The organism is Chitinimonas naiadis, assembly GCF_054780835.1.
In genome coordinates, this window is record NZ_BAAGVO010000007.1 from 163,380 (window position 1) to 188,101 (window position 24,722).

The 24,722-nt window shown below is 61.9% G+C and carries 18 protein-coding genes; 7 read left to right on the forward strand and 11 right to left on the reverse strand.

Translation table 11 applies throughout. The features are described 5' to 3' along the window. Positions 1-456: 456 nt before the first annotated feature. Entirely contained in the window at positions 457-1,584 is a 1,128-nt protein-coding gene (locus ACYVHK_RS21220) for an aromatic ring-hydroxylating oxygenase subunit alpha (protein ID WP_460536298.1), read from the forward strand. An 83-nt stretch (positions 1,585-1,667) separates the two neighbouring features. Here ACYVHK_RS21220 and ACYVHK_RS21225 read toward each other — a convergent pair whose 3' ends face one another. The 8 genes from ACYVHK_RS21225 to ACYVHK_RS21260 all read right to left on the reverse strand — a co-directional run bounded on the left by ACYVHK_RS21225 (position 1,668) and on the right by ACYVHK_RS21260 (position 12,164). Further along, positions 1,668-2,792, reverse strand: coding sequence for an SO2930 family diheme c-type cytochrome (locus tag ACYVHK_RS21225; protein WP_460536300.1), 1,125 nt, complete (start codon positions 2,790-2,792; stop codon positions 1,668-1,670). Next, positions 2,792-4,027, reverse strand: a complete 1,236-nt coding sequence (locus ACYVHK_RS21230; protein ID WP_460536302.1) for a parallel beta-helix domain-containing protein — start codon at positions 4,025-4,027, stop codon at positions 2,792-2,794. Before ACYVHK_RS21230 ends, ACYVHK_RS21225 begins: the two co-directional genes overlap by 1 nt. A gap of 70 nt (positions 4,028-4,097) precedes the next feature. Continuing rightward, a complete protein-coding gene (locus ACYVHK_RS21235) occupies positions 4,098-6,500 on the reverse strand; it encodes a TonB-dependent receptor (RefSeq protein ID WP_460536304.1) in 2,403 nt (800 codons plus the stop codon). A 110-nt stretch (positions 6,501-6,610) separates the two neighbouring features. After that, positions 6,611-7,279, reverse strand: a complete 669-nt coding sequence (locus ACYVHK_RS21240) for a class II aldolase/adducin family protein (protein WP_460536306.1) — start codon at positions 7,277-7,279, stop codon at positions 6,611-6,613. Between the two features lie 14 nt (positions 7,280-7,293). Next, positions 7,294-8,778, reverse strand: a complete 1,485-nt coding sequence (locus tag ACYVHK_RS21245; protein ID WP_460536308.1) for an aspartate aminotransferase family protein — start codon at positions 8,776-8,778, stop codon at positions 7,294-7,296. Next, complete coding sequence (locus ACYVHK_RS21250; protein WP_460536310.1) at positions 8,775-9,413, reverse strand: class II aldolase/adducin family protein; 639 nt, start codon at positions 9,411-9,413, stop codon at positions 8,775-8,777. Before ACYVHK_RS21250 ends, ACYVHK_RS21245 begins: the two co-directional genes overlap by 4 nt. An 8-nt stretch (positions 9,414-9,421) precedes the next feature. After that, entirely contained in the window at positions 9,422-10,987 is a 1,566-nt protein-coding gene (locus ACYVHK_RS21255) for a xylulokinase (RefSeq protein ID WP_460536313.1), read from the reverse strand. 139 nt (positions 10,988-11,126) lie between these two features. Further along, positions 11,127-12,164 (reverse strand): AraC family transcriptional regulator, encoded by a 1,038-nt coding sequence (locus tag ACYVHK_RS21260; RefSeq protein ID WP_460536315.1) that lies wholly within the window; start codon positions 12,162-12,164, stop codon positions 11,127-11,129. Positions 12,165-12,374: 210 nt separating this feature from the next. On the opposite strand from ACYVHK_RS21260, the gene ACYVHK_RS21265 reads away from it, so the two are divergent. The 3 genes from ACYVHK_RS21265 (at position 12,375) to ACYVHK_RS21275 (ending at position 15,497) form a co-directional block, all read left to right on the forward strand. Further along, positions 12,375-13,523 carry an MFS transporter gene (locus tag ACYVHK_RS21265; protein WP_460536318.1) on the forward strand — a complete coding sequence of 383 codons (1,149 nt, stop codon included), beginning with the start codon at positions 12,375-12,377 and terminating at the stop codon, positions 13,521-13,523. Positions 13,524-13,623: 100 nt separating this feature from the next. Then, positions 13,624-14,226 carry a LysE family translocator gene (locus tag ACYVHK_RS21270; RefSeq protein WP_460536321.1) on the forward strand — a complete coding sequence of 201 codons (603 nt, stop codon included), beginning with the start codon at positions 13,624-13,626 and terminating at the stop codon, positions 14,224-14,226. Between the two features lie 98 nt (positions 14,227-14,324). Next, positions 14,325-15,497, forward strand: a complete 1,173-nt coding sequence (locus tag ACYVHK_RS21275; protein WP_460536324.1) for an O-succinylhomoserine sulfhydrylase — start codon at positions 14,325-14,327, stop codon at positions 15,495-15,497. Positions 15,498-15,559: 62 nt separating this feature from the next. Here ACYVHK_RS21275 and ACYVHK_RS21280 read toward each other — a convergent pair whose 3' ends face one another. The 3 genes from ACYVHK_RS21280 to ACYVHK_RS21290 form a co-directional block, all read right to left on the reverse strand. Beyond that, positions 15,560-16,504, reverse strand: coding sequence for a DegV family protein (locus tag ACYVHK_RS21280; RefSeq protein ID WP_460536327.1), 945 nt, complete (start codon positions 16,502-16,504; stop codon positions 15,560-15,562). 187 nt (positions 16,505-16,691) lie between these two features. Continuing rightward, positions 16,692-18,425 carry an ABC transporter ATP-binding protein/permease gene (locus ACYVHK_RS21285; RefSeq protein ID WP_460536329.1) on the reverse strand — a complete coding sequence of 578 codons (1,734 nt, stop codon included), beginning with the start codon at positions 18,423-18,425 and terminating at the stop codon, positions 16,692-16,694. Between the two features lie 99 nt (positions 18,426-18,524). Continuing rightward, complete coding sequence (locus tag ACYVHK_RS21290; protein ID WP_460536331.1) at positions 18,525-20,417, reverse strand: acyl-[ACP]--phospholipid O-acyltransferase; 1,893 nt, start codon at positions 20,415-20,417, stop codon at positions 18,525-18,527. 210 nt (positions 20,418-20,627) lie between these two features. Here ACYVHK_RS21290 and ACYVHK_RS21295 point away from each other — a divergent pair, with 210 nt between their 5' ends. The 3 genes from ACYVHK_RS21295 (at position 20,628) to ACYVHK_RS21305 (ending at position 24,665) form a co-directional block, all read left to right on the forward strand. Next, complete coding sequence (locus tag ACYVHK_RS21295) at positions 20,628-21,824, forward strand: PLP-dependent aspartate aminotransferase family protein (protein WP_460536333.1); 1,197 nt, start codon at positions 20,628-20,630, stop codon at positions 21,822-21,824. 190 nt (positions 21,825-22,014) lie between these two features. Next, positions 22,015-23,046: an L-threonine 3-dehydrogenase gene (gene tdh, locus ACYVHK_RS21300; RefSeq protein WP_460536335.1), complete on the forward strand. Its 1,032-nt coding sequence runs from the start codon at positions 22,015-22,017 to the stop codon at positions 23,044-23,046. Positions 23,047-23,183: 137 nt separating this feature from the next. Further along, entirely contained in the window at positions 23,184-24,665 is a 1,482-nt protein-coding gene (locus ACYVHK_RS21305) for an esterase-like activity of phytase family protein (protein WP_460536337.1), read from the forward strand. Positions 24,666-24,722: the final 57 nt, after the last annotated feature.

Consider the following 24,722-nt stretch of genomic DNA (forward strand, 5'->3'; position numbering starts at 1 on the left):
CGTCAGCCATCAGGGGGACTTTTGCTGGGGACCGACCTCCTGATCGGTGATGTTTCCGGCTAATTCGGGGTAAATCGGGGCGGCCGCATGTTGGGCGCCAGGATGGGGCGGTTTGCTCCCAGGTACCAGGGCTATGTGCCTAATCCATAAGACTGTTTTTGACGCTTTCGTGGGGAAAATGCTTGCCCTTGGGGAGGGATTGGGCGAAAATCCGCCCTCGTTTTTTAGCGCCGCGGCACCTCGCCCGGCGCGGGTATTAGGGCGCCTTTGGGCGTGCCTGGTGCTTGCCCCAAAGGGCCATGAGGCTAGGGAGGAGGGCTGTACGCCTCTCTCCGGCCAGGCGCAACGCCTGTCCGACTCGTAATCCATCAAGGCAAGACGTTCTTAGACCTTCGGGTGTTTGGAGCGCTTCAAAGCTGGATTGCGCCCAATCTCCGACTCTTGGGGGTGTGGGATATGTCCAAGCTGGAATCCAACCAACTGCTGCGCGCAGCCAAAGCGCAATTACCAGTCTCTGTCTATTTCGACGAGGACTTCTACAAACTCGAGCAAGAGCTACTCTTTGCGCGGGGGCCTCGTTACGTCGGTCATGAGCTGATGGTGCCCAATCTGGGTGACTATCAGGTCCTGGAAATGTACGACAACGCCCGCATGCTCAAGCGCACCGAGGCCGGTGTGCAGATGCTCTCCAATATCTGCCGTCACCGCCAGGCCATCATGCTCGACGGGCGCGGCAATAACAGCCATATCGTCTGCCCGCTGCATCGCTGGACCTACGATAATCAGGGTACCCTGATCGGTGCGCCACACTTCCCTGACAAGCCCTGCCTCAACCTGCCCAAGACCGGGCTGCAAAGCTGGAACGGCATGCTGTTCGAGCTCGGTACCGGCGGCCGTGATGTCGAAGCGGACCTGAAGAATCTGGGCGTTGCCCGCGATCTGGACTTCAGCAACTACATGCTGCATGGCGTGCAGGTCGATAGCTACGAAGGTAACTGGAAGACCTTCATTGAGGTCTATCTTGAGGACTACCACGTCGATCCGTTCCATCCCGGCCTGGGTCGTTTCGTGGAATGCGACGACCTGAAGTGGGAGTTCGCGGACTGGTATTCGGTGCAGACCGTGGGCATCAACAATGGTCTGGCCAAGGCCGGTTCCAAGTCCTATGCGGAGTGGCACAAGCAGGTGCTGGCCTTCAACCGCGGCGAGGTCCCCAAGCATGGTGCGATCTGGCTGACCTACTATCCCAATGTGATGGTGGAGTGGTATCCGCATACCCTGGTGATCTCGACCCTGCTGCCTGATGGTCCGCGTCGCTACAAGAATGTGGTCGAGTTCTACTACCCCGAGGAGGTCGCCCTGTTCGAGCCGGAATTCATGGCTGCGGAGCAGCAGGCCTATCAGGAGACCGCCGTGGAAGACATGGAGATCATCCGTCGTATGGAGGAGGGGCGGCAGCGTCTGTACAAAGAAGGTCGCGACGAGTTTGGTCCCTACCAGAGCCCGATGGAGGATGGCATGCTGCATTTCCATGAGTTCATGCGTCGGGAGATGGGCAGCCATATGCCCCAGTCCCGAGACTGAGGGTCACAAGCGATTTGATCCGGCAAAACGGGATGCTTCCTCGCGGGGCATCCCGTTTTTGTTTGTCGCACTGTCGGGCCGGATCAGCGATGTGGGTCGCAATTGCCTGACATGGCGGCAATCCAGGCCCGGATGAGTTTGATCCCGTCCTTGTCCACCAGGCTTCGGCCCAGGCGCGGCATGATGGCCTGTCCTCCGGTGGCTTCCATGCGCGAAACCAGCAGTGACTGGTCCGGCTTGCCCGGCACGATGTCGTAGGTCAGGTCGGCACCGCCAGCGCCGGCCGCCACATGCTGCTTGCAGATACCCAGCGCGCTGCCTTGGGCATCCTGGGTCAGCAGGAGGCCAGACTGGCGGGCGTCACCGAGCGCGTTGTGACAATGCATGCAGTTGACCTCCAGATAGCTGCGCGCCCGGACATCGAGCGAACCAGCCTTGGGGTCGGCGTAGGCCGGGGTACTGGCTTGCTTGCCGAGGTCATCCGGCAGGCCGACCACCTTGGCCAACTGGTTCAGGCGTGATAGCTGATTGCTCCGGCCATTGCTGTAGAGGTAGTCGATATTGAGGTAGCGCGCCTTGATGCCGATGGGCTGGATGCCCGCCTGGCCGCGGGCGGCATCCACCGCATGGCAGGTCTGGCATTGGCGCGCATTTGGAATGCTGTAGCGCAGGTCCTCGACCAGGCCGCTGGCAGGATCACGCAGCCTGCTGCTGACTTCCTGTCCGATCCGGCGCAGCGTTGCAGCAGTCTGCGCCTCGTTCCAGACGTAGGTATTGGCCTGCCAGTTGCCATCGACATCGCGACGCAGTATCCGGGTCTCGACCAGATGGTAGCGATCCAGGTCGACCTGCTCACCGGACTCGACCTTCCCTCCCTTAAGCCACTCCCCGGGCTTCGCGGGATCGCGCGCGTAGAAAAAGGTCTTGCTGATGATGGTGCCAACCGGCAAGTCCAGCACGTTGTCAGGCTGAAAGCCTACCTGTGTATTCACTGGCAGTGTCAGGGTGCGGAATTTCAGGGCGTAGTCGGTAAACAGGGGTGAAGCGAGCTGGTAGACCATGGTATTGCCGGCGATGGTCAGCAGTCTGCCGTCCCGCTTCAGTACGCCGTAGTCGGCCAGTTGCTCCGGGATAGGCGAGGCGGCGAAGCTCGCCATCGCAAAGCTTGCCAGCAGGCCACGGACCATCCACCACATCAGATACTGCATCAGCGCAGCGCCACGGCAGGCAGCGCGGGCAGGCTGCAGTCGTACTCCGGCGGCATGGTCTGCGCCGCCTTGGGCTCCCAGATCCGGAACAGGGCCTTCCAGAAGCCGGCGTCCTCCAGGCGCATGTCGATGAAAGCCATGCTGGCGGGATCGAGCTCGTTCTTCTGAATGCAGAGCTTGAGGTCGCCGATGGACTTGACCTTGCCGGCTAGTATTCCGTCGTGCACGACGTGCGGCATCCGGCCCAGCTTGAGGCCTGCCAGGCTCATGCCGTCCTTGAGGTCCTTGAGCATGCCATCGGCCGCATAGCCGCCGTTGCGCAGCTGGTTGCCGTGGATGAAGGTATTGCGCGCCTGCGCTTCATACTGAGGGTCGTTGATGGGGCGCTCGGTGGCGTAGTAGCTGGTCAGGATGATGCTGGCCGACTGATGGTTCTCGATGACATTGTCGAAGATCTCGACATCGCGGTTGGCCAGAATCATGACACCGGTGCCGGCAGGTACCAGCCCGACGATATTGCCCTTGGGCGCAAAGTTGGGGGTGTTGTTGTCATGGATCTTGTTGGCGTAGATCCGCGTGCCGACGCCGTTGCGTATCACCGGCAGGTCGGGCAGCGAAAAGACCAGGATGCCGCCGGTGTTGTTACGCGCCTCGTTCTCATAGACATCGGCCCGGATGGAGTTTTCGATCTCGATGCCGGCCACGTTTTCGATGACCGTATTGCGCCTTACCACGATGTCTTCGGTCTGACCGACATAGAGACCGGAGTCGGAGGCGCCGCGTATGGTGTTGTCCTCCAGCAGGATGCGCTTGCAAGCCACGGGGTAGAGCCCGTAGCCGCCGTTGCTGGCCTTGACCGGGCCGCTCCAGTCCACCGACAGGCGCCGTATTACCAGGTCTTCGCAGTTCTGCACCTTGAGGCCATCGGCTTTCGAGTCGACGATGGCGAAGTCCTCGAACGTCAGCTGCTTGCCGCTGGCATCGATGCCATTGCCGCTTTGCTGGCCCTTGAACGAGAGTATGGTCTTGTCCTTGCCGGCCCCCTTGATGGTGACCCTGTTGGCCGAGATCGAGAGCGTCTGGCTGAACTCGAAGTGGCCCGCCGGCAGGTTGATGGTGGAGCCATCGCTGGCGTCGATGAATTGCGCCATGATGGCTTCGTTCGCGCTCTCTGCCATTGCAGGCAGGGCGATCAGCAGCGACAGCAGGCGGAATGTATTGCGGATGCGAGCCATGGCCCAAGTCTCCCGATGACGGTACTAGCCTGCGGCGCCGCGATGGGCGGCGCCACCTGTGATGTTTCCATTACATGCTGATGCCCAGCTCGATGGCCGTGGTGCGGGGTGGCGTGATCGAGCCGTAGGTACTGCCCAGTGCCTGGGCGATATTGTTGACGCTGGTGACGTAGCGTCGGTCAAACACATTGTTGACCAGCAGGGCCACGTTCCAGCGACGCGACGGGGAATCCCAGCGCAGGCGCAGGTCGGTGCGGTTGGTGGCGGTACCTACCGTGAAGCGATTGGTCTGCAGGCAACTGCCCTGGGCCTGGGAGTCTGCATTGCAGCGACGGGGGCTGGTGTAGGCATTCTGCAGGCTGCCCATCAGCTTGCCGCCCAGCACGTCGTACCAGGTGTAGTCCACACCGGTAGCGATAGTCCACTTGGGACTGCCCACCGGCTGGCCGCTCAGGTCGGTACCGGCAGAGCTGGTGTAGCTGCCGTAGCGTTGGTTCAGGTATTCGCTGGCCAGTGTGAGCTGCAGGTTCTTGCTTGGTTGCCAGCGCGCCTCCAGGTCCAGGCCATCCGCCTTCTGGTCGCTGGTGGTCACCTGGTATTGCGGTACGCCACTGGCGTTGATATTGACCAGGCTCAACTGCTGCAGGTTGGTGAATTTGTAGGAGAACACCGAGGCATTGAGCACCAGATGGGCGTCCCGAAAATAGCTCTTGATCCCGATTTCCAGGTTGCGCACGGTTTCCGGGTCGAACTTGCTGCCGATCTGCTGCAGCGCGTTGTAGCCGCCGGCCTGATAGCCCTTGGCGACCGAGGCATACACCATGCGGTCGTTGTCGAGCTTGTAGTCCAGCACCACGCGGGGGCTCCAGTCGGTCCAGCTATTTTGGGCATGCAGCGGCGCAGTGCCTGCACCCGGGCTGGTCAGCAACTGGTTCTGGCTGAGGAAGCCTTGCAACTGGTTGGCAACGTCCGGCCCCAGCAATTGGGCAACCTGTTCGAAGAACCCCGCGTCGCCGAGCCCGGCGACACCTCCATCGACCGCTGCAGCATTGCGTAGCGGTTGGTACCAGCTGAACTCCTTCTTGTCGCGCGTAAAGCGCAGGCCGGTCGTCAAGTTCCAGGCGGGGCTGAGATGCCAGATCACATCGCCATAGACCGCCTGCGCCTGGTTGCGCGATTCGTTGTACATATTCTCCTGCCAGCTGTTGCCGAGAAGGTTCACGCCGCTGAGTGCGGCGATGGTGCTGTAGATCGGCAAGCCGGCGACATTGTTCGAGAGCGTATCGAGCGTATCGGTGTTGGTATTGACCTGGCTGTTCTGCTTGGCGTTTTCATGGAAGAAACTCAGCCCGCCCACCCAGTCGAGTTGATCGTTCTTGCCGGAGAGCTTGAACTCCTGCTGCCAGTTGCGGTTGCGCTCGATATTGGCGGTATCGAGGTAGGTGTAGGTCCGGTTGGTGCCGTCGTTGTCTTCATGATTGATCGAATGAAAGCGACGGAAGGCCGTGGTGGATTTGAAGTCGGCCCAGCCGAGCGGCAGCTCCAGGCGGGCGGTCACACCGTCGAAAATGCGGCCCTCGCGGTTGCCGATCGCATCGTTGAAGACCGGCGCGGTGCGCGGGTCGAGATAGTTGGTGGTGTCGATGGGGACATGCGGCAGACCGGGGGCGTCGGGCATGGCCACCAGGCCGATGGCCGGACGGGCCTTCTGGTCCAGTTCCTCGTGCTCCCAACTGACATTCAGCTTGCTGTGCAGGGTAGGCTCCCAACGGAACGACGCCCGCGTCCCCCAGTTCTTGGTGCCGTTGAGCTTCTCGCCGGTGGCCGCATCACTGAGCCAGCCATCCGTTCTGTGGCTGACCGCACTGAAGCGCAGCGCCATCTGCTCGTTGATAGGCTGGTTGATCAGGACCTCTGCATTGCGTTCGCCATACTCGCCCAGCCGCAGTTTGCCGGCGTAGATCGGGGTGATGGTGTCGGGTTCGTTGTTGATGACCGAGATTGCACCAGCCGCGCTATTGCGACCGAACAGGGTGCCCTGTGGGCCCTTGAGGACCTCGATGCGCTGCACGTCATTGAAGTTCATCAGCGAGCCGCCGGTCTTGCCGGCATAGACGCCATCGATGTACACCCCGACTGGCGAATCCGTACCGATGCCGAAGTCACTGGCACCCAGGCCGCGTAAGGAGAAATTGGGCTGGGTAGGTTGGGTACCATCGACCGACAGGCCGGGGATATAGCCGTTTACCTCGCTCAGATTGTCGGCGCCCAGCTTGTCCATCTGCTCCGCCGTAATCACCTGCAGGGGGATGGGCACGGCCTGTGCGCTCTGGCTGCGACTCTGCGCCGTCACGGTAATGGCTGCCTCGGCGCTGGCGTCCTCTGCGGCATGGGCTACGCCCAGCGTGGCCATCAGGGCGGTACTGCCTATCATCGAGATGCTGATTGCGATGCTGTGCTTGCGAAAAGTCATGTCTACCCCTTGATCAGTCAGTTTTTACACCTTGCAATCCGGATATCGCACACGGCCCGGCAGCGACCATGCCCTGCATTTGCCACCTGTTTTTCGTTCCAGCCACCCAGCTAATAAGCGGTTGACCGGGCGGGTGCCTGCCCCCTGGCATAGCTTGCCGCTGCGCGCTGCTGATCTTTTTTCAGCCGGCCATTGGCGATCCAGCGCACCAGCCAGGGGATGCGACCCACCTGCAGGCCGCTGCTGCTGGCCAGGACAAAGGCCTTGGCGCACTTCTCCAGCAACTCGGCATTGAACACCAGTCGCTCCAGCGTCATGCCGAGGCAGAGTGCACGTCCGCCGAGCCCATGGGCATTGGCGCCGTGCTTCAGTGCCGCTCGTATGGCCGCAGGGTCGGCTACCGGCCCTATCGTGGCCACGCTGTGCCCCAGATGCCTGACCTGCTCGTCGAATACGCCCGGCATGGGGGTGGGGATATGGCTGAGCGCCGTGGCCCAGGTCTGCCTGTTCAGCAGTACGGCACCCACGTCCGGCCTCTGGTCATAGATCAGGCCATGCAGGGCCTGCGTGGCGATTCCATCGTCGCCAGGCCAGGGTATTCCGACAGGATGTCGGGCTATCTCCGTTTCCCCGTTCCCGGTCTGGCCGGTCAGAAGGAGAAAGGCATCTTCTCCAGGCAGGCGTACCGACAAGCCATCGCCCGGAGCGAACAGTGTCTTGTTCTGCAGCCTGCCGGCTGCCTGTAACAAGGCAAGTTGATAGTCCTGCTCCGTGTGCACGCTGACGGTTCCCATCACACCAGGCCAAGCACGGTATCAAAGCGGTTCAAGGCTTCGTCTATCACCGCATCGGTATCCGCCATGCTGGTATAGAGGCGGCTGCCAGCCAGTGTCACGATGCCGTGCGCCATATAGGCTGCGCCCATTTCTTCCATCATGTGCTTGCGCGCCTTGACCTCCTTCATCAGCTTGATGGGATTGCGCGTGCTCAGCAGCAGGACGGCCGAGGTCTGCAGATGAACGATGGAACCCTGGTTGTAGGCGACATAGGGCAGCTGCCGACGGCCGATGATCTCCTGCAAGCCGCGGCACAGCCTGTCACCGGCTTGTCCTGCTACGACAGGGGCGTTGCTGCGGGCCATTTCGGTGATCGCGTGGTAGCCGGCTACACAGGACAAGGGGTTGGCCGACAGCGTTCCGCCCACGAATGCGCGCTTGCTCAGCGCGCCGATACCACCCGCCAGCAGCATCATCACGTCCTTGCGGCCGCCGACGCCGCCAGCCATCAGATACCCTCCGGTCAGACACTTACCGAAAACGGTGAGGTCGGGCTTGACTCCGAAGTAGCCTTGCGCACCGCCCATGCCCAGGCGAAAGCCGGTGACGACTTCATCGAAGATCAGCAAGGCGCCGAACTCGTCGCACAGCGCCCTTACCCCAGCGTTGTAGTCTTTCTCGACCGGCCGGGTGCCGCTCTCCGGACCAAGCGGCTCGACGATCACGGCGGCGGTGCCACCCCGTAGGCGGTTAAGCCATAGCTTGCGGCGCAGGGCGTCAAGGTCGTTGGGGAAGCACTCCTGGGTGTGGTGGGTGGCGCCGCCAGGAATGCCGGTTGCCTCGCGACGGCCGGTACCCGGCAGGCGCATGCCGTAGACCATCTGGTCGCTCCAGCCATGGTAGGCACCACCGACCTTGATGACCCATTTCTTGTCGGTGTAGGCGCGCGCAAGCCGGATGGCTCCCATGACGCCCTCGCTCCCCGAGCCCAGCATGCGGAACATCTCGATGCCCGGCATGTAGTGGCGGATCAGCTCGGCCAGTTTGATTTCGTATTCATGGACCATGCCGGTTACCGGTCCGCAATGGTCCAGCAGCGCATGGACCTTTTCGCGCACGGGTGGGTAGTTCGAACCCAGCAGGGTGGGGCCGCCGGCTTGCAGGAAGTCGATATACCGGTTGCCATCCACGTCCCACATATGGGCACCATCGCAGCGATCAACCGCGAGGGGGAAGGGGTAGTTGAAGGCGAGGTTATGCTGCACACCGCCCGGAATGACCTCACCGGCGCGTTCGGCCAGTGCCTTGGAGCCCTGGCAATGCGTTTCGAAGTAAGCCAGGACCTCGGTCATCTTGTCGCGACGTATCGGACGTACCGGTTCCTTCAATAGCGCCTGCAACTGGGCATAGATGGCGTTGGTGTCGTGCCATTCGCTGATGGCGTACTGCGTAGTGGGATGGGGCGGGGCGTCGTTCATATTCATGGCATCGAGTGCTTTCATGGGTGGCCTGATAGCGCGCCGAGCGCCAGTTCATGTAGCGCGGGGTTGGCCTGGCTACGTTCGATGTGCTGGTGCAGGAAGGCCATCGCCGCCTGTTCGATGCGGCCTACCTGGCGGATGGCGTCTGGCAGGGTGCGGGCGCTGCAGATCAGGCCGTGGTTGCGCAGCAGATAGGCGTGGATTGAGGGCTTCAGCCGTTGGCGCAGCGCCCGGACCAGCAGGCTTGTTCCCGAAGGGGCATAGGGCACGATGGCCACCTCGGCCCCAAGCGCGGCCTGGTCGATCTCATCGTTGAGCGGAATGGCGGTATTGAGCAGCGCCACGGCGCTCGCCAACGGCTGGTGGGTGTGGATGCTGGCGTGCATGTCGGGCTTGAAGCGCAGCAAGGCGGCATGCAGACCGCTTTCTACCGAGGGCGCGAGATTGCCTTCCTGTTGGGTGAGGTCGTCGAGCCGCAATACGCAGATGTCGCCAACCTGCAGCGTGTAGTAGTCCGCTGCCGAGGGGGTGACGGCGATCAATTCGTGATCGAGCCGCAGTGCGAGATTGCCGCCGGTGCCGGCCAGGTAGCCTTGCTCGGCCAATTGCAGGCAAGCGTCGATGACCTGCTGGCGCTGAGGGCGAAAGCTGGGCATGGGTGTCGTCATCCTCTTGCCTGATGCAGCCGCTGATAGAGCGGTCGCAGGCGCTCATACAGTTCGATAAAGGTGGCAAAGCGCTCGCCGTATACCGTGCGATGGGCGGCATGCGGCTCGAACACCCGGCGGTAGCGTGTTTGCGACGCGGCGGTCGGAAAGTCCAGCAGGCCCAGCCCGACAAAGGCGATGTAGGCGGCACCGATGGCATTGGCCTGCAAGGGTTCTGCCAGTTGTCGGATGGGAACGCCCAGTACGTCGGCAAATATCTGGCACCAGACGTCTGAGCTGCCACCGCCACCCAGGATGGTCATCTGCTGCATGGGCTGGCCAAGAAAACGCTGCACCGGCGCCATCATCCAGCGGGTGTTGAGGGCCACGCCTTCCAGGAAGGCACGGATGATGGTCTCGCGTGAGTGGTTGAGCGACAGGTTGAACAAGCCGGCCCGCAAGGAGCGATCCTCGACCGGGCAGCGCTCGCCAAACAGCCACGGGGTGTAGATCAGTCCCTTGCTGCCAGCGGGGACGCGCGCCGCGATGCGGTCGATGATCTTGTACACATCGGGCACCTGCTCCTCGCGCAGAAGTTCGTCCTGGTGGTAGAGCACCTTTTCCTTGAGGAAGGCGAGGTTGCTGCCCGCCGTCGTCTGCATTGCGACCATGAGGTATTTGCCCGGCACCGCACAGGGGAGGGAGGCGATGGCCGAGCGAACGTCGGTCTGCTTGCGCGGCACATGGGCACCGATCCACGACGAGGTCCCCACATAGAGATGCGGCTCGCCGTCGGCCAGCGTACCGGCGCCGATTGCCGCTGCCGTGTTGTCGATGGCACCGGCTACCACACGGGTTGTGTGCGGCAGCCCCAGCGCCACGGCCACGGCCGGTAGTAAAGGGCCGATCACCTCGGTACAGGGCACCAGTTCCGGAAACTTGTCGTGATCGATCCCGCTCGCGGCCACCAGGCCGGGGTGGTAGCGCACCCGGTTGGCGTCACGGTTGTCGGTGACCCAGGAGGTCAGGATGGAGTCATGGGTCGCAACGAACCGGCCGGTCAGGCGCAGGTTGAAGTAGTCCAGCACATTCAGGAATTTGTAGGTGCGGGCGTAGATGTCGGGGTAGACGTCACGTATGAACAGCATGTGCGCGCTGGGGTCTTTGCCGGACAAGGCCGGTGCACCACCGCAGAGTCGCAGCCAGCGCTGCAGCTTGAAGGCATCGTAGCCGGCGATATTGAGCCAGCCCCGGGCTTGCCGGCGGATAAGCGCGCTACCACGCATGTCCATCCAAGTGATGGCGTTCATCAGCGGCTGACCTTCCCGGTCCACCGGGATCGTGCCTTCTCCCTGGGTGGAACAGCAGACGGCAAGTATGCGGCTGGCAGGCAGGCCGCTGAGCTGGATGGCTTGCCGGGCGGTCGCGAGGAAGGCGTCCCACCAGTCGGTCGGTACTTGTTCTGCCCCATCGTCCGCCAGCATGTAGGTAGTGACCGCCTGATAGGCCCAGCCACGTATCTCGCCACTGCGGGACACCAGTGCGGTCTTGCAGCCCGAAGTACCGAGGTCTACGGCAAGCACGTAACTGTCGTCACTATTCTCTGGCAAGGCGTGGCATCCCCGATTGAGTCCAGCCCCAATGTAGTGGGATTGCCCTGACTACGGTTACCGCCAAATCGGTCGAACTGGGGGTGCAATCCGGCCAACCGTCTGGCCGGACTCAGGCCTCGCGCAAGGAGGTATCCCTCAGCTCGCTCGGGGGCGAGCCCGTCCAGCGCTTGAAGGCGCGACGGAAGTTGTGCGCGTCGCTGAAGCCGACCTCCAACGCTATCTGTTCGACGGACAGCCTGGGGTTGGCCAGTAGCTCGATTGCCCGGTTCTTGCGGACATTGTCGAGTAGCGCCTGGTAGGACACGCCACTGTCCGCCAGCCTACGCCGCAGCGTACGTTCGCTAAGGCATAGCGAGCTGGCGATATCCGGCAGGGTGGGCAGTTGCCGTAGTTGCTGCCGTACCGCCCGCTCGACCGATTCAAACAGGTCCACCTTGTCCCGTTCGCGCGAGATGCCGATATCCAGAAACTCAAGGGCCTGGCGGTGGCTTAGCGGGTCGTAGGTCAACAGGGGGCGTGCGATCCAGCTGGCATTGGCCGCGAAGGCGCTGGTCTTCTGCCCAAAGCGCACGGGGCAATCGAATACGCGCTGGTACTCCGCCGCATAGCATGGTGCCGGGTAGGCGAGGTCCACCCAGTCCGGCTTGAAGCCGATGCCAGCCAGGCTGCGCGCAATCTGCAGAAAGCTGGCAAAAGCTTCCTCCACCAGGAACATGTGGATGTCCGGTTCGGGAAATTTCAGGGAGGCGGTGACGACGGTCGTGCGTGCGTCCTGCTCCAGATCGAACTGCAGCATGCTGCCGGCAAACTTCTGCTGGCTCATGCCCAGTACCACGGCGTCACCCACGGTCCGGCTGGTCATCATGGCGTAGCCCAGGAGTCCGATGGAGGCGATGGTTTCCCGTTCGCCGATGATCAGACCCAAGCCCCGGTCCGGCGCCATCTGCAAGGCGCGCCGTATCATGATGCTGCCTTGCCGGTACGAGAGCCGGCAGGCAGGGTTGGCGAGATCATCCACGGTGAATCCCAAGCCCATGCAAAGCCGGGAAGGGGCGATGCCCAGGTCCTCGGCTGTGGCTGTGAGGCAGCGCAGCAGGTACACGGGCAGGTTGGCAACGGTGTAGCGGTCATCGGTGATGTCGTTCATTTTTATGTCTCCATCCGCTGTGAGGCATTGTGACGCGCAACACCATCAATGGGCCAGCAAGCGATAGCTTGGGCGAGGCAGTTTTACGACAAATCTTGACCCGACAGCACCTGCTCTGCGGCCGAATCGGACCCTGCCGGGGCGGCGATGACCGCTCTATAGTGCGAGTCTGGGCGTGCTGCGGCCGCTACCTCCTGAAGAGAACTGCCTATGTCGGCCGTAAAACGGGTTGTGGGTCTGAGTGCGGCATTCGCCGCGGCCTTGAATGGCACCATGGTCATGCCGCTGATCGTGATGGCGCTGGCGCGCATTCCCGGTATCTCCGAGGCTACGGCCACGCTGGTTGCCAGCGCCGAGATTGCCGGCATCGCCCTGTACTGTCTGTTGGCGCCACGCCTGGTATCCCGTTCCCGGCGGCTGGTTACGGTTGGCGGGCTGCTGGCCCTGGTGCTGGGGGAGGCTGCCAGCCATTTCCTTACCGGGGTGGCGAGCTTGTCGGCAGCCCGTTTGCTCGCGGGCCTGGGGGAGGGGGCGCTGTTCAGCCTGATTACCTGCGAGGTCGCGGCGGAAGCCAATGCCGAACGTATCTGGGGACAGATCAACGTGCTCGGTGGCGTATGCATGGGGTTGTTGCTGTTCGGACTGTCGGCCCTGCCCGTGGCCGACGGACGCGGCAGCCTCTTTCTCTGGCTCGCCGCCATGGGCTTGTTGATGGCCCCCTTCATTCTCACCATCCAGGCGCGGCCGAGACAGGATGTCGCTTCCGCACTGCAGGCCAGCTCGCTCGGCAAGTCGCAGATCGGACTGATACTGCTGGTGGTGGTGCTGGTCTATTGTGTGCAGGCCGGCCAGTGGGCGGTCAGCGGCTATATGGGCGCGTCCTCGCATATCGCACCGGCGACCGTTGGCCTCTATCTTGCCATCTCGTCGATCGTGGGCTTTGTCGGCGCAGTGGTGCCGTCCTTGACACGAAATCCGGCCTATCGGCTGCGCTTTGTATTGCTGGGCTTTCTGGTGATGGCACTCGCGATCCATGTGTTCTTCAATCTGCTTGGCGAGATGCCCTTCCTGCTGGGGCAGGTGCTGGTCAATATCGGTTTCTACATGGTGACGCCCTTCGTCATCGGCCTGCTGACCGAGAACGACCGCGATGGCGCCCTGGTGCTACGGACGCTGGTGATTGCCCTGATCGGGGCGGCTGTCGGTACCGCGCTGGCGGGCGAACTGTTTGTCCAGAGCGGGCCCTTGCGCTTCAGCGTTGCTGCCATCCTGGCCGTGGTGGTGTCGATGGGTTGCGCCGCAGTGGTCTTCCGGCGCTTGCGTGCACCGGATTTGCCGGCGGTGGTGCTGGAAACCTGAATCGCATGGTGGATGTTTGGCATTTGGAAGGAAGCAAGCGCCATGAGGCGAGATGGCAGGCTGCGCTAAACTAGCCGGCCTTCACTTCGCTAGTTGCAACATGCCCGGCATCATCGATTTTCCGGCCTTTTTGGTCGCCTCCACGCTGCTCATTCTTTCACCCGGCCCCGGCACCCTGGCCATACTCGGCTCCGCCACCGGTTCGCGACGCGACGGTTTTGCCGCACTGGCCGGTACCAGCACCGGTGACGCCATCCTGATGGCCGCCGCAGCGATCGGCGCGGCGACACTGCTCGCAGCCAATCCACTCGCGTTCAACGTGTTGAAGTACGGCGGCGGGGCCTATCTGGTCTGGTTGGGCATCAAGAGCCTCATGTCCAAGGAAGAGGGCCTGGCGGTCAGCCAGCCTGACAGCGGCAACCCGTATCGGCGCAGCTTGTTGGTGACCTTGCTGAACCCCAAGGCCATCGTCTTTTTCATGGCCTTCTTCCCGCAGTTCGTGACGCCGGGTGCCAGCGGCTGGAACTTCGCCATACTGGGCGCCGTGTTCATTGCGCTCAATTGCCTCTACCAGAGCCTCTTGATCGTGGGGGCGGGGTTCATCCTGCGCCATCTTGATGAAGCACCGCACTATGCGCTGTGGGTCAACCGGCTGCTGGGGCTGGTGTTCGTCCTGTTTGGCCTGCGCCTGGCATTGGGCTGATCGGACAGACAGTTTTCTTGCCAAATTGATAACCGTGCCTGTACTCGGCAAGCGGGTACGACGATAACTACCTTAATTCCATCTGGATCGATGACACCATGAGCGATGAGTTCGAGTACCACCTTGAGACCCTGGCCATTCGGGCAGGCCAGGAACGCAGCCAGTTTGGCGAGCATGCCGAGGCGCTCTACCTGACCTCCAGCTTCGTCGCCGACAATGCCGCCCAGGCCGCCGCCCGATTTACCGGCGTGGAGCCGGGCTACATCTACTCGCGCTTTACCAACCCAACCGTCACCCAGTTCCAGGAGCGCCTGGCGGCGCTGGAGGGTGCGGAGGCGGCCGTCGCCACCGCCAGCGGCATGTCGGCCATTCTCGCGCTTTGTATGGGGCACTTGAAGGCCGGTGACCATATCCTGGCCTCCGCCGGCATGTTCGGTGCGACCATCCAGCTGTTCAACAACTGGCTGGGCAAGTTCGGGGTCAGCGTGAGCTATGTGGACGCGACCTCGCCATCCGCTTGGGATGCCGCCATTCGGCCCGAGACCCGCCTGTTCTACCTCGAGACGCCATCGAACCCGCTGACGGAAGTGGCGGATATCGCTGCGATCTCCGCCATTGCGCATCGGCATGGCGCGATCATGGTGGTGGATAACTGTTTCTGCTCGCCAGCCTTGCAGCAACCACTCAAGCATGGCGCCGATCTGGTCATCCATTCGGCCACCAAGTACATCGATGGTCAGGGCAGGGTGCTGGGCGGGGCTGTGGTGGGCAGCAAGGCGTTGATCGAGCCGGTCTACCAGTTCCTGCGCACAGCCGGCCCTACCTTGTCGGCCTTCAACGCCTGGGTGTTGACCAAGGGCCTGGAGACTCTGGGCATACGCATGAAAGCCCATTGCGAAAACGCGTTGGCGCTGGCGCAGTGGCTGGAAGGTCAATCCGCCGTCGCCAAGGTCTACTATCCGGGGCTACCGTCCCATCCGCAGTATGAACTGGCGCGTCGTCAGCAGGCCGCTGGCGGTGGCGTGGTGTCGTTTGACCTGAAGGGAGGCAAGGAGGCGGCCTGGAAGCTGATCGACAGCGTGCAGCTATTGAGCCGCACTGCCAATCTGGGGGATGTGAAGACGACCATCACGCATCCTTACACCACCACGCATGGCCGTATCAGCCCCGAAGCCAAGGCGGTGGCGGGCATCGGTGAGGGCCTGGTGCGGATCTCGGTAGGCTTGGAGCATATCGACGACATCAAGCGCGATTTGGCGCTGGGCCTGTAAAGGCCAAATGAAAAAGCCGCAGCACGCTGCGGCTTTTTCATGCCTGCTGCCAGTGCGCCGGGTCAGTCGAACTGGACTTCCTGCTCGGCGGCGAAGGCCAATGACAGTGCACCAGCGCCAATGTTGACACCAGCGGGCGTGCCCATCTCCGACAGCAATACTTGCACCCTGTGCCGGGACGCCTCCTGCAGCAGTGCCCGGTAGGCCGGCATCTTTTCCACCTCGGCAGTATCGCCGCCGTAGCTGACGCAGACGACGGGTGCCAGGAGCCCGCCCTGCATCTGGGTGATCGCCTTGTCGAACAGCTTGTTACAGCCGGCCCCGAAGCCGCGCACCTTGCCTACGGGCTGCGTATCACCCTGGTAAGCCCGCACAATCGGTTTGATATCCAGCGCCGAGCCGAGCGCATAGCTCAGGAAGCCCACGCTCTTGTCGCCACGCTTGCGTGCCTGGTTGCGTAGCTGGGTCAGTCCTGCGGGAACCAGGAAGGCTTGCGTATGGCGGGTAAGGGTGTCGATGTGGCGAATGATGTCGAGCGATGACACCTCGGCGGCGGCCAGCCTGGCGACTTCGGCAACGATCAGGCCCTGGCCGGTGAAGAGCTGGTTGCTGTCAAAGACACGCAGCGAGAATGGCGTCTTGACGCCGGCCTGCTCGCGTATCGGACGGTAGTCGCTGAGTATGCGCAGCGAGGCATGGGTCGCGTTCTCGAAGATCAGGCTGCGGCTTGCCATGACCGTGATGCAGAACACATAGTCGAACTCCAGGATCAGGCGCTGCAGGAACAGCTCGCGAACCTGATCGACGCTGAAGGCGCTGGAGCTGACGTCAGCCTCATGGCCGGCAAGTACATCGCGGTAGAAATCCAATGTCGCTGCCGGCATGCGGGTATCGACGAAGTCCCCTTTGGGGCTGTGGATCGTGACGGGCATGATCACGATGTGGTGCTGGTCTAGAAAGCTGCGAGGCAGATCGCAGCTCGAATCGGTCACGATGCCGATACGCATGGGCTGTCTCCGGATGTCCGGGTTGCCAATCAGATGCGGCTTTTGTGTTGGCATTCCCGGGTGGAGCAAATGCTCTACATCCGAAGTATCATCATCTTCTGATGGGAAATGCAAACAACAATCGCCCTGTTGTTGCTTCTTTCTTCAAGGAAAATTTTCAATCAGATCAAGTGTTTGTATGACTTTGTCATTGTGCCTGCAGCTGCAGGCTGGCCAGTTTCTGGTAGAGCGGGTTGTCCGACATCAGCTCCACATGCGTGCCTGTACCTGAGATACGCCCACCATCCACGACCACGATGCGGTCCGCATGCAGGACTGTGGATAAGCGGTGCGCGATGATCAGGGTGGTGCGTCCCTGCATGAGTCGCTCCAGTGCCTGTTGCACCATCTGTTCGCTATGCGAATCCAGTGCGCTGGTTGCCTCGTCGAGGAGCAGGATGGGTCGATCGGCAAGAATCGCCCGTGCGATGGCAATCCGCTGTCGCTGCCCACCCGAGAGCCTTACGCCGCGTTCACCCAGATCGGTTGCGTAACCTGCCGGTAGCTGCTCAATGAACTCATCGGCAAAGGCGGCCTTGCATGCCTGCCGCACCGCGGCCTCGCTGGCATCAGGACGACCATAACGTACGTTGTCGAGCACGGAGCCGGCGAAGATCACCGCATCCTGGGAGACGATGGCGATGCGCGAGCGCAGTACGTGTATGTCGGCTTCCCGGATATCGACGCCGTCGACCAGGATGCGGCCCTGGGCGGGATCATAGAAGCGGAGCAGGAGCTGGAAGACCGTGCTCTTGCCTGCCCCGGACGGGCCGACCAGCGCTACTTTCTCACCCCGATGTATATGCAGGGAGAAATCCTGCAACGCGGCCTGCTTTGGGCGGCTGGGGTAGTGAAATTGCACGGCGTCGAGAATGACTTCGCCCCGTTCGGCTTCGGGCAAGGGGTGCGGCTGCGCCGGATTGGCAATGTCGGGCCGGGTGGTCAGGAGTTCGACCAGCCGCTCCAGGGCACCGGAAGCACGCTGCACCTCGCCGATGACCTCCGAAATGGTCGCCACCGCACCGGCGACTATCACGGCGTAGAACACGAAGGCCGAGAGCTGGCCCGCGCTGATCTTGCCGGCCAGTACGTCATGTCCACCAACCCAGAGGATGGCGGCGACCGCGCCGAAAACGAGCACCATGACCATGACGATCATGCTGGCCCGGTGCTTGATCCGTGTCCTGCCGGTGCTGAAGGTGGCTTCCACCCGGTCGGCGAAGGCCTGCCGGTCAGCCGGTTCATGACCGTAGGCTTGCACCGTACGGATCTCATGTACTGTCTCGTCAATCAGGGCACTGACGTCGGCTACCCGGTCCTGGCTTTGTCGTGCCAGGCGACGAACCCGGCGCCCCAGCAGCACGATGGGAGCGACGACCAGCGGTACGCAGACCAGTACCAGCAGTGTCAGCTTCAGGCTGGTGATTGCCAGCATGATCAGGCCGCCCAGCAGCAACAGCACGTTGCGTATCGCCATGGAGGCAGATGAGCCGATCACGGTCTCGATCTGGGTGGTGTCATTGGTCAGGCGGGAGATGACCTCACCGGTACGGCCGCTCTCGAAGAAGGAGGGCGGCAGCGTCAGCAGGTGATCGAACACCTTGCGCCGCAGATCGGCGGTGATGCGCTCGCCAAGCCAGGACACCGTATAGAAGCGGCCATAGGTTGCGATCGACAACACCGCGATCAGACCCAGCAGGCCCAGCAAGGCCTGGTCCAGCAGGGCTGCATTGTTGGCCGCGAAGCCTCGGTCGATGACGCCTCGCAAGCCCTGGCCCAGCAACAGCATGCAGGCAGCGGCAATGACCAGCGCAATCGCGGCGAGGACTAGGCGGGAGCGGTAGGGCACAAGCAGGCTGCGGATAAGGCTGATAGGTGTCATCGGTTTTTCGATCAAGGTTGTCTGCTGCAAAAAGAAACGGCCCGATCCAGCTAGATCGGGCCATCTTCCTTCAACTGCAATGCCTGCACGCAGGTTTTACTATTTCCAGTCGCCGCGTAGCTGGCTGACCTGCGCTTGCAATACGGCCAGATCGACTTCCTGCGCCGGAACCGGTGTGCCCGCGGCGAGTTCTATCTTCGACCAGAAGCGGCGCGGAACCTTGACCATTGCGCTGCCGTCCTTGCGACTGAAGAAACTGCCCCAAAGGCCACGCAAGGCCATGGGCACTACCGGCGCTCCGCTGCGCTGGGCGATTTCCACCACACCAGGCTTGAAGGGATTCAGTTCACCGTCATAGGTGATCTTGCCTTCCGGGAAGATGCAGACCACTTCTCCCTGCGACAGGCACTCCTGGACCCTCAGGAAAGCGCGCTCCTTCATGGCTGGGTCTTCCTTGGCCGGCGCGATGGGTATCGCCCCTGCGGTCTTGAAGATGAAGCTGAGCACGGGAATCTTGAAGATGCGGTGATCCATGACAAAACGTACCGGACGCCGCACGGCACCGCCGACGACCAGCGCGTCCATGAAGCTCACATGGTTGCAGACCAGGATCACTGGACCTTCCTCGGGGATGCGGTCGAGGTTCCGATGCTTGACCCGGTACATGGTGTGGGTGGCGATCCAGACCATGAAGCGCATCAGAAACTCTGGCTGCAGGCCGTAGACGTACAGCGCCACCGGGATGTTCATTACGGCGACGATCAGCAGCAGTTGCGGAATGCTCGCGCCGGCTTTGAGGATCAGCACGCTGACAATGGCCGATATCACCATGAAGCAGGAGTTCAGGATGTTGTTGGCGGCAATGATGCGCGAGCGATAGGCCGGTTCGCTCTTCATCTGGATCAGGGCGTACAGCGGCACGATGAAGAAGCCACCGAAGGTGCCCAGCAAGGTTATGTCGAGGATCAATCGCCAGTGGCTGGGGTCCAGCACAAAGGCGAGGGCGCCAATGTCATGGGCGGCGAGCGCCGGCCTGGCAAAGAACAGGTCGATGCCGAACACGCACATGCCGATAGAGCCAAAGGGAACCAGGCCGATCTCCACCTTGCGGCCGGACAGGACTTCGCACAGGGCCGAACCGGCACCCACGCCGATGGAGAACAGGGCGACCAGCAGTGTGTAGACCTCGGCATTACCACCGAGCACGTCCTTCGCATAGCTTGGCAATTGGGTCAGGTAAACGGCGCCGAAGAACCAGAACCAGGAGATGCCCATCAGGGAGTGGAACACCGTCATATTGCGCCGGCTGATGGCGATGATGTGCCAGGTCTCGGTAAAGATGTTCCAGTTGATCTTCAGGTCCTTGGCTTGCGGCGGCGCCGGTGGCATGGCCCGGCTGGTCAGGAAACCGAGCACGGCGACGATCAGGCAGGCGGAGGAGATGGAGACCGCCATCAGGGTGGGATTGCCCTTGTTGCTCTCTATCAGCAGCGTGCCGCCGATCTGGCCAAGCAGGATGGCGACAAAGGTACCCATCTCGATCAGGCCGTTACCGCCGAGCAACTCGCGCTCATCCAGGTACTGCGGCAGGATGGAGTACTTGAGCGGGCCGAAGAGCGCGGAGTGAACACCCATCAGGAACAGGCACGACATCAGGATGGCGGCGCTCTTGAGCATGAAGCCCGCGGCTGCCAGCGCCATGATGACGATTTCCAGCAGCTTCACGATCCTGGCGAGCGCGGCTTTGTCGTATTTCTCCGCCAGTTGCCCGGCCGTGGCCGAGAACAGGAAGAAAGGCAGGATGAAGATCCCGGCTGCCGCATTGACCAGCGTCGGGGCGTCTAGGCCCGCCAGTCCGAGCCCGAAGAAGGTGATCATCACCAGCATGGCGTTCTTGAACAGATTGTCGTTGAACGCACCCAGGAACTGGGTGACGAACAAGGGCAGGAATCGGCGTGTCTTGAACAGGTCGAACTGGTTGCTGTGGCTCATTGCGGGCTCTTTTGGGGACGACGCTGCGGAGTTTAGCAGTGCCATCGACTCGTGCTATGGCAAATCCCTGCCTGAATGTGAAGTATCGCCATATGCACCCGGCGGACGTGCGCCACGCAACCCCTTCGCGGTGTAAAATTCGCTTATTCCGCCTATCCGGCATTACACAGGCTGCAGCGTTACCCACGCTTGGGCTATAGAAGGAGACGTATGAATCCCGCTTTTCTCCAGCATCTGGAAAACGAGCTGGCCGGTATCAAGGAAGCCGGTTTCTTCAAACCCGAGCGCGTGATCGCCAGCCATCAGCGGGCGGATATCAAGCTGCGTGACGGCAAGGAAGTGCTGAACTTCTGTGCCAACAACTACCTCGGGCTGGCAGATAACCCGCGCCTGATTGCCGCGGCCAAGCAGGGCGTGGATGACTATGGCTACGGCGTGGCCAGCGTGCGCTTCATCTGCGGCACGCAATCGGTCCACAAGGATCTGGAAGGCGCGATCTCTACTTTCCTGGGCACCGACGACACCATCCTCTACTCCAGCTGTTTCGATGCCAACGGCGGCGTGTTCGAAACCTTGCTCAGCGATGCGGATGCGGTGATCTCGGACGAGTTGAACCATGCCTCCATCATCGATGGCGTGCGTCTGTGCAAGGCCCAGCGCTACCGCTACAAGAACAACGACATGGCCGATCTGGAAGCGCAGCTGCAGGCAGCGAAAGCGGCTGGCGCGCGCTTTACCCTGATCGTCACCGACGGCGTGTTCTCCATGGATGGCTATATCGCCAACCTCAAGGGGGTCTGCGATCTGGCCGACCAGTACGGCGCCCTGGTCATGGTGGACGATTCCCATGCAGTCGGTTTTATCGGCGAGAACGGTCGCGGTACGCCCGAGCATTGTGGTGTTGCGGATCGCGTCGACATCTACACCGGTACCCTGGGCAAGGCCCTGGGGGGCGCGTCCGGCGGTTATGTCGCCGGCCGCCAGCAGATCATCGATATTCTGCGCCAGCGCTCGCGCCCCTATCTGTTCTCCAACTCGTTGGCTCCCTCGATCACCGCTGCCAGCCTGGAAGTGTTCCGCATCCTCGCTACCGAAGGTGCTGCGCTGCGTGCCAAGGTCAAGGCCAATGCCGAGTTGTTCCGCAGCAAGATGACGGCTGCGGGCTTTACCCTGCTGCCCGGCGAGCACCCCATCGTGCCGGTCATGCTGGGCGACGCCAAGCTGGCCGGTGACATGGCCGCCGAGCTGCTGGAGCACGGGGTCTACGTGATTGGCTTCTCCTTCCCGGTGGTGCCGAAGGGCAAGGCCCGCATCCGTACCCAGATGAGCGCGGCCCATAGCCCTGAGCATATCGAGCGGGCGGTGGCGGCCTTTACGGCGGTTGGCAAGGAACTGGGCGTTATCTGACCCGATTGCACGCCGACCGGGTCTTCGTTTGAGCTGACCGGTCGGTGATGCAAAGGTCTTTGGGGCGGCGTGGCCTCGCCAAATGACTATCCTGTGATTAGTGGTATCGGTGAGCTATCCGGGCTTGCCTGTGTTGTGAATTCGATCTGACGGCCGCTCACGAGGCGGCCTCCCAGCAAGGACAGTAATGATGAAAGCACTCGTCAAAGCCGAAGCCGCACCCGGCCTTACCCTGCAACGTGTCAAGAAGCCCGAGGTCGGCCACAACGACCTGCTGATCAAGATTCGCAAGACGGCGATCTGCGGCACCGACATCCATATCTGGAAATGGGACGAATGGGCGCAGAAGACCATTCCCGTCGGCATGCATGTCGGCCACGAGTACGTGGGCGAGGTGGTCGGTATGGGTTCGGAAGTGAAGGGCTACCAGATTGGCGATCGCGTTTCGGGCGAAGGGCACATCACCTGCGGCTACTGCCGTAATTGCCGCGCAGGCCGTGTGCATCTGTGCCGCAATACCACCGGCGTGGGTGTCAATCGCGAAGGGGCGTTTGCCGAGTATCTGGTCATCCCGGCCTTCAATGCCTTCAAGATTCCGGACGATATCCCGGACGAAATCGCCTCGATTCTCGATCCCTTTGGTAACGCTACGCACACCGCCTTGTCGTTCGACCTGGTGGGCGAGGATGTGCTGATCACCGGTGCCGGCCCCATCGGCATCATGGCGGCCGCCATTGCCCGGCATGTCGGCGCCCGTCACGTCGTGATCACCGATGTGAACGAGTATCGGCTGGAACTGGCGCTGAAGATGGGCGCGACGCGCGCCGTCAATGTCGCCAAGCAGGATCTGAAGGAAGTCATGAAGGAACTCGGCATGACCGAGGGCTTTGACGTGGGCCTGGAGATGTCGGGCAACCCGCAGGCCTTCCGCGGCATGCTCGATACCATGAACCATGGTGGCAAGGTGGCCCTGCTAGGCATCCCGCCGGGCGATATGGCGATCGACTGGAACCAGGTCATCTTCAAGGGGCTGATCATCAAGGGCATCTATGGTCGCGAGATGTTCGAGACCTGGTACAAGATGGCGGCCATGCTGCAAAGCGGGCTGGACCTGTCGCCGATGATTACCCATCGTTTCCCGGTCGACGAGTACGTGACCGGTTTCGAAACCATGTTGTCGGGCCAGTCCGGCAAGGTGATCCTCGATTGGGCCGAAGCCTGATCGCTTGATCGTCCGAGCATGGCCAGAACGCCCCTGCGGGGGCGTTTTGCATGGTGACGCCACCCTCGTCGCATCCTTGTCATCTTGCTTGGGTAACTTGCCGCCGATCTGCGTGTACAACCTACCTGGAAGACGCCATGCAAGCCCGCCTCATCTCTGCCGCCCTTGCGGCAGCCTTTGCCCACACAGCCTTTGCGGCTGATGGTTTTGAACTCAAGCCGGTCGACCACGATGTGGTCACCATGGTCGAGCGCTACACCGTTGATGTCCCGGCTAGCGAATACCTGCCCTATAACGGCAAGTTCAAGGCGGCGTTCCCCAAGGGCCTGCCATTGGCCATCGGGTCGGGCCTGCGTTTCAAGGGCTATGAGAAAGATGCGTCGCTGAGCTTCTGGGCGCTGACCGACCGCGGCCCCAATGGCGATGCGCCCAAGTTCAAGGCGGGCGAGAAGGCCTCGCCCAGCAAGGTATTCCTGACGCCGGATTTTGCACCGCGGATCGGCATCATCAATGTGCAGCTGGCGGAAGTCGCCAAGGTGGCCGGCACCATGCCGCTCAAGCAGGACGGCAAGCCCATCAGCGGTCGGCCCGTCAATCCCGACAGTTCCGGTTCCTCCAAGGAGATTCCACTCTCGGATGAACTCAAGCCACTCAAGTTCGATGATTTCGGCATGGATCCCGAGGGGATCGATTTCGACAAGCAGGGCAATCTGTGGATATCCGACGAATATGGGCCGGTGATCGCCCAGGTGGATGCCAAGACCGGCGAGTTCATGCAGCAGTACCTGCCGGGCGCGGGTTTGCCGGAAGTACTGGCCAGCCGACAGCCTAACCGCGGCCTGGAAGGCATCGCCGTGGAACCCAGTGGCCGCGTGATGGCCATTGTGCAAAGCACGCTGGATATCAACAAGGAAACCCGCGGTACGGCGCAGTTCCTGCGCATGGTGGAGCTGGACCCGAAGACCGGTACCACCCGCATGTTCGCCTACCCGCATGATGTCGCCGACTACAAGAAGAGCGGGGACGCCAAGATCGGCGATCTGATCGCCATCGACGACACCCGTTTCCTGCTGATCGAACAAGGCAAGGACAAGCAGAAGCGCATGCGAAATATCGTCTACCTGGTCGATATCAAGGGCGCGCAGGACTTGAGCGGCCTCAAGCTTGGCAACGGCAAGGATCTTGAATACGGCGATGCGAAGGCGCTGGGCGAGATGCAGGCCAGTGGCGGGGTGTCGGGCAGTGGCAACATGGTGGCCGCAGGCGCCGCCAATGGCCTGAAGATGGCCAGCAAGGTGAAGCTGTTTGACCTGCGCGACCTGGGCTGGCTGCCGGAGAAGGCCGAGGGCCTGGCCATCGTGGGTGAGATCGGCAAGTTCGGCGATGCGACCCAGCTGGCCTTCATCAATGACAACGACTTTGGTCTCAAGGGCAAGGTCAACGCCAAGGAAGACGATCCGGAAGCCTATGTCGTGGACGCCGCCGGCAAGCTGACGGACGAGCAGGGCAATGCGGTCAGCGCGAGCTACGAGGTTGGCCAGAACGATCCGGCCGAGCGTGATACCCAGCTCTGGTTCGTGCACCTGAAAAAGCCGCTGAAGGATTTTTTCCCCAAATAATTACCGCTAGGTAGTGATCACTCCGAGCAGTTTGAAGCCCCGCCATGCGGGGCTTTT

What these genes read in the sequence shown, in the direction of transcription:
- ACYVHK_RS21220 (WP_460536298.1), top strand. Translation starts at nt 457, where the DNA reads ATGTCCAAGCTGGAATCCAACCAACTGCTGCGCGCAGCCAAAGCGCAA.
- ACYVHK_RS21225 (WP_460536300.1), bottom strand. Translation starts at nt 2,792, where the DNA reads ATGCAGTATCTGATGTGGTGGATGGTCCGTGGCCTGCTGGCAAGCTTT.
- ACYVHK_RS21230 (WP_460536302.1), bottom strand. Translation starts at nt 4,027, where the DNA reads ATGGCTCGCATCCGCAATACATTCCGCCTGCTGTCGCTGCTGATCGCC.
- ACYVHK_RS21235 (WP_460536304.1), bottom strand. Translation starts at nt 6,500, where the DNA reads ATGACTTTTCGCAAGCACAGCATCGCAATCAGCATCTCGATGATAGGC.
- ACYVHK_RS21245 (WP_460536308.1), bottom strand. Translation starts at nt 8,778, where the DNA reads ATGAAAGCACTCGATGCCATGAATATGAACGACGCCCCGCCCCATCCC.
- ACYVHK_RS21250 (WP_460536310.1), bottom strand. Translation starts at nt 9,413, where the DNA reads ATGCCCAGCTTTCGCCCTCAGCGCCAGCAGGTCATCGACGCTTGCCTG.
- ACYVHK_RS21260 (WP_460536315.1), bottom strand. Translation starts at nt 12,164, where the DNA reads ATGAACGACATCACCGATGACCGCTACACCGTTGCCAACCTGCCCGTG.
- ACYVHK_RS21265 (WP_460536318.1), top strand. Translation starts at nt 12,375, where the DNA reads ATGTCGGCCGTAAAACGGGTTGTGGGTCTGAGTGCGGCATTCGCCGCG.
- ACYVHK_RS21270 (WP_460536321.1), top strand. Translation starts at nt 13,624, where the DNA reads ATGCCCGGCATCATCGATTTTCCGGCCTTTTTGGTCGCCTCCACGCTG.
- ACYVHK_RS21275 (WP_460536324.1), top strand. Translation starts at nt 14,325, where the DNA reads ATGAGCGATGAGTTCGAGTACCACCTTGAGACCCTGGCCATTCGGGCA.
- ACYVHK_RS21280 (WP_460536327.1), bottom strand. Translation starts at nt 16,504, where the DNA reads ATGCGTATCGGCATCGTGACCGATTCGAGCTGCGATCTGCCTCGCAGC.
- ACYVHK_RS21285 (WP_460536329.1), bottom strand. Translation starts at nt 18,425, where the DNA reads ATGACACCTATCAGCCTTATCCGCAGCCTGCTTGTGCCCTACCGCTCC.
- ACYVHK_RS21290 (WP_460536331.1), bottom strand. Translation starts at nt 20,417, where the DNA reads ATGAGCCACAGCAACCAGTTCGACCTGTTCAAGACACGCCGATTCCTG.
- ACYVHK_RS21295 (WP_460536333.1), top strand. Translation starts at nt 20,628, where the DNA reads ATGAATCCCGCTTTTCTCCAGCATCTGGAAAACGAGCTGGCCGGTATC.
- tdh (WP_460536335.1), top strand. Translation starts at nt 22,015, where the DNA reads ATGAAAGCACTCGTCAAAGCCGAAGCCGCACCCGGCCTTACCCTGCAA.
- ACYVHK_RS21305 (WP_460536337.1), top strand. Translation starts at nt 23,184, where the DNA reads ATGCAAGCCCGCCTCATCTCTGCCGCCCTTGCGGCAGCCTTTGCCCAC.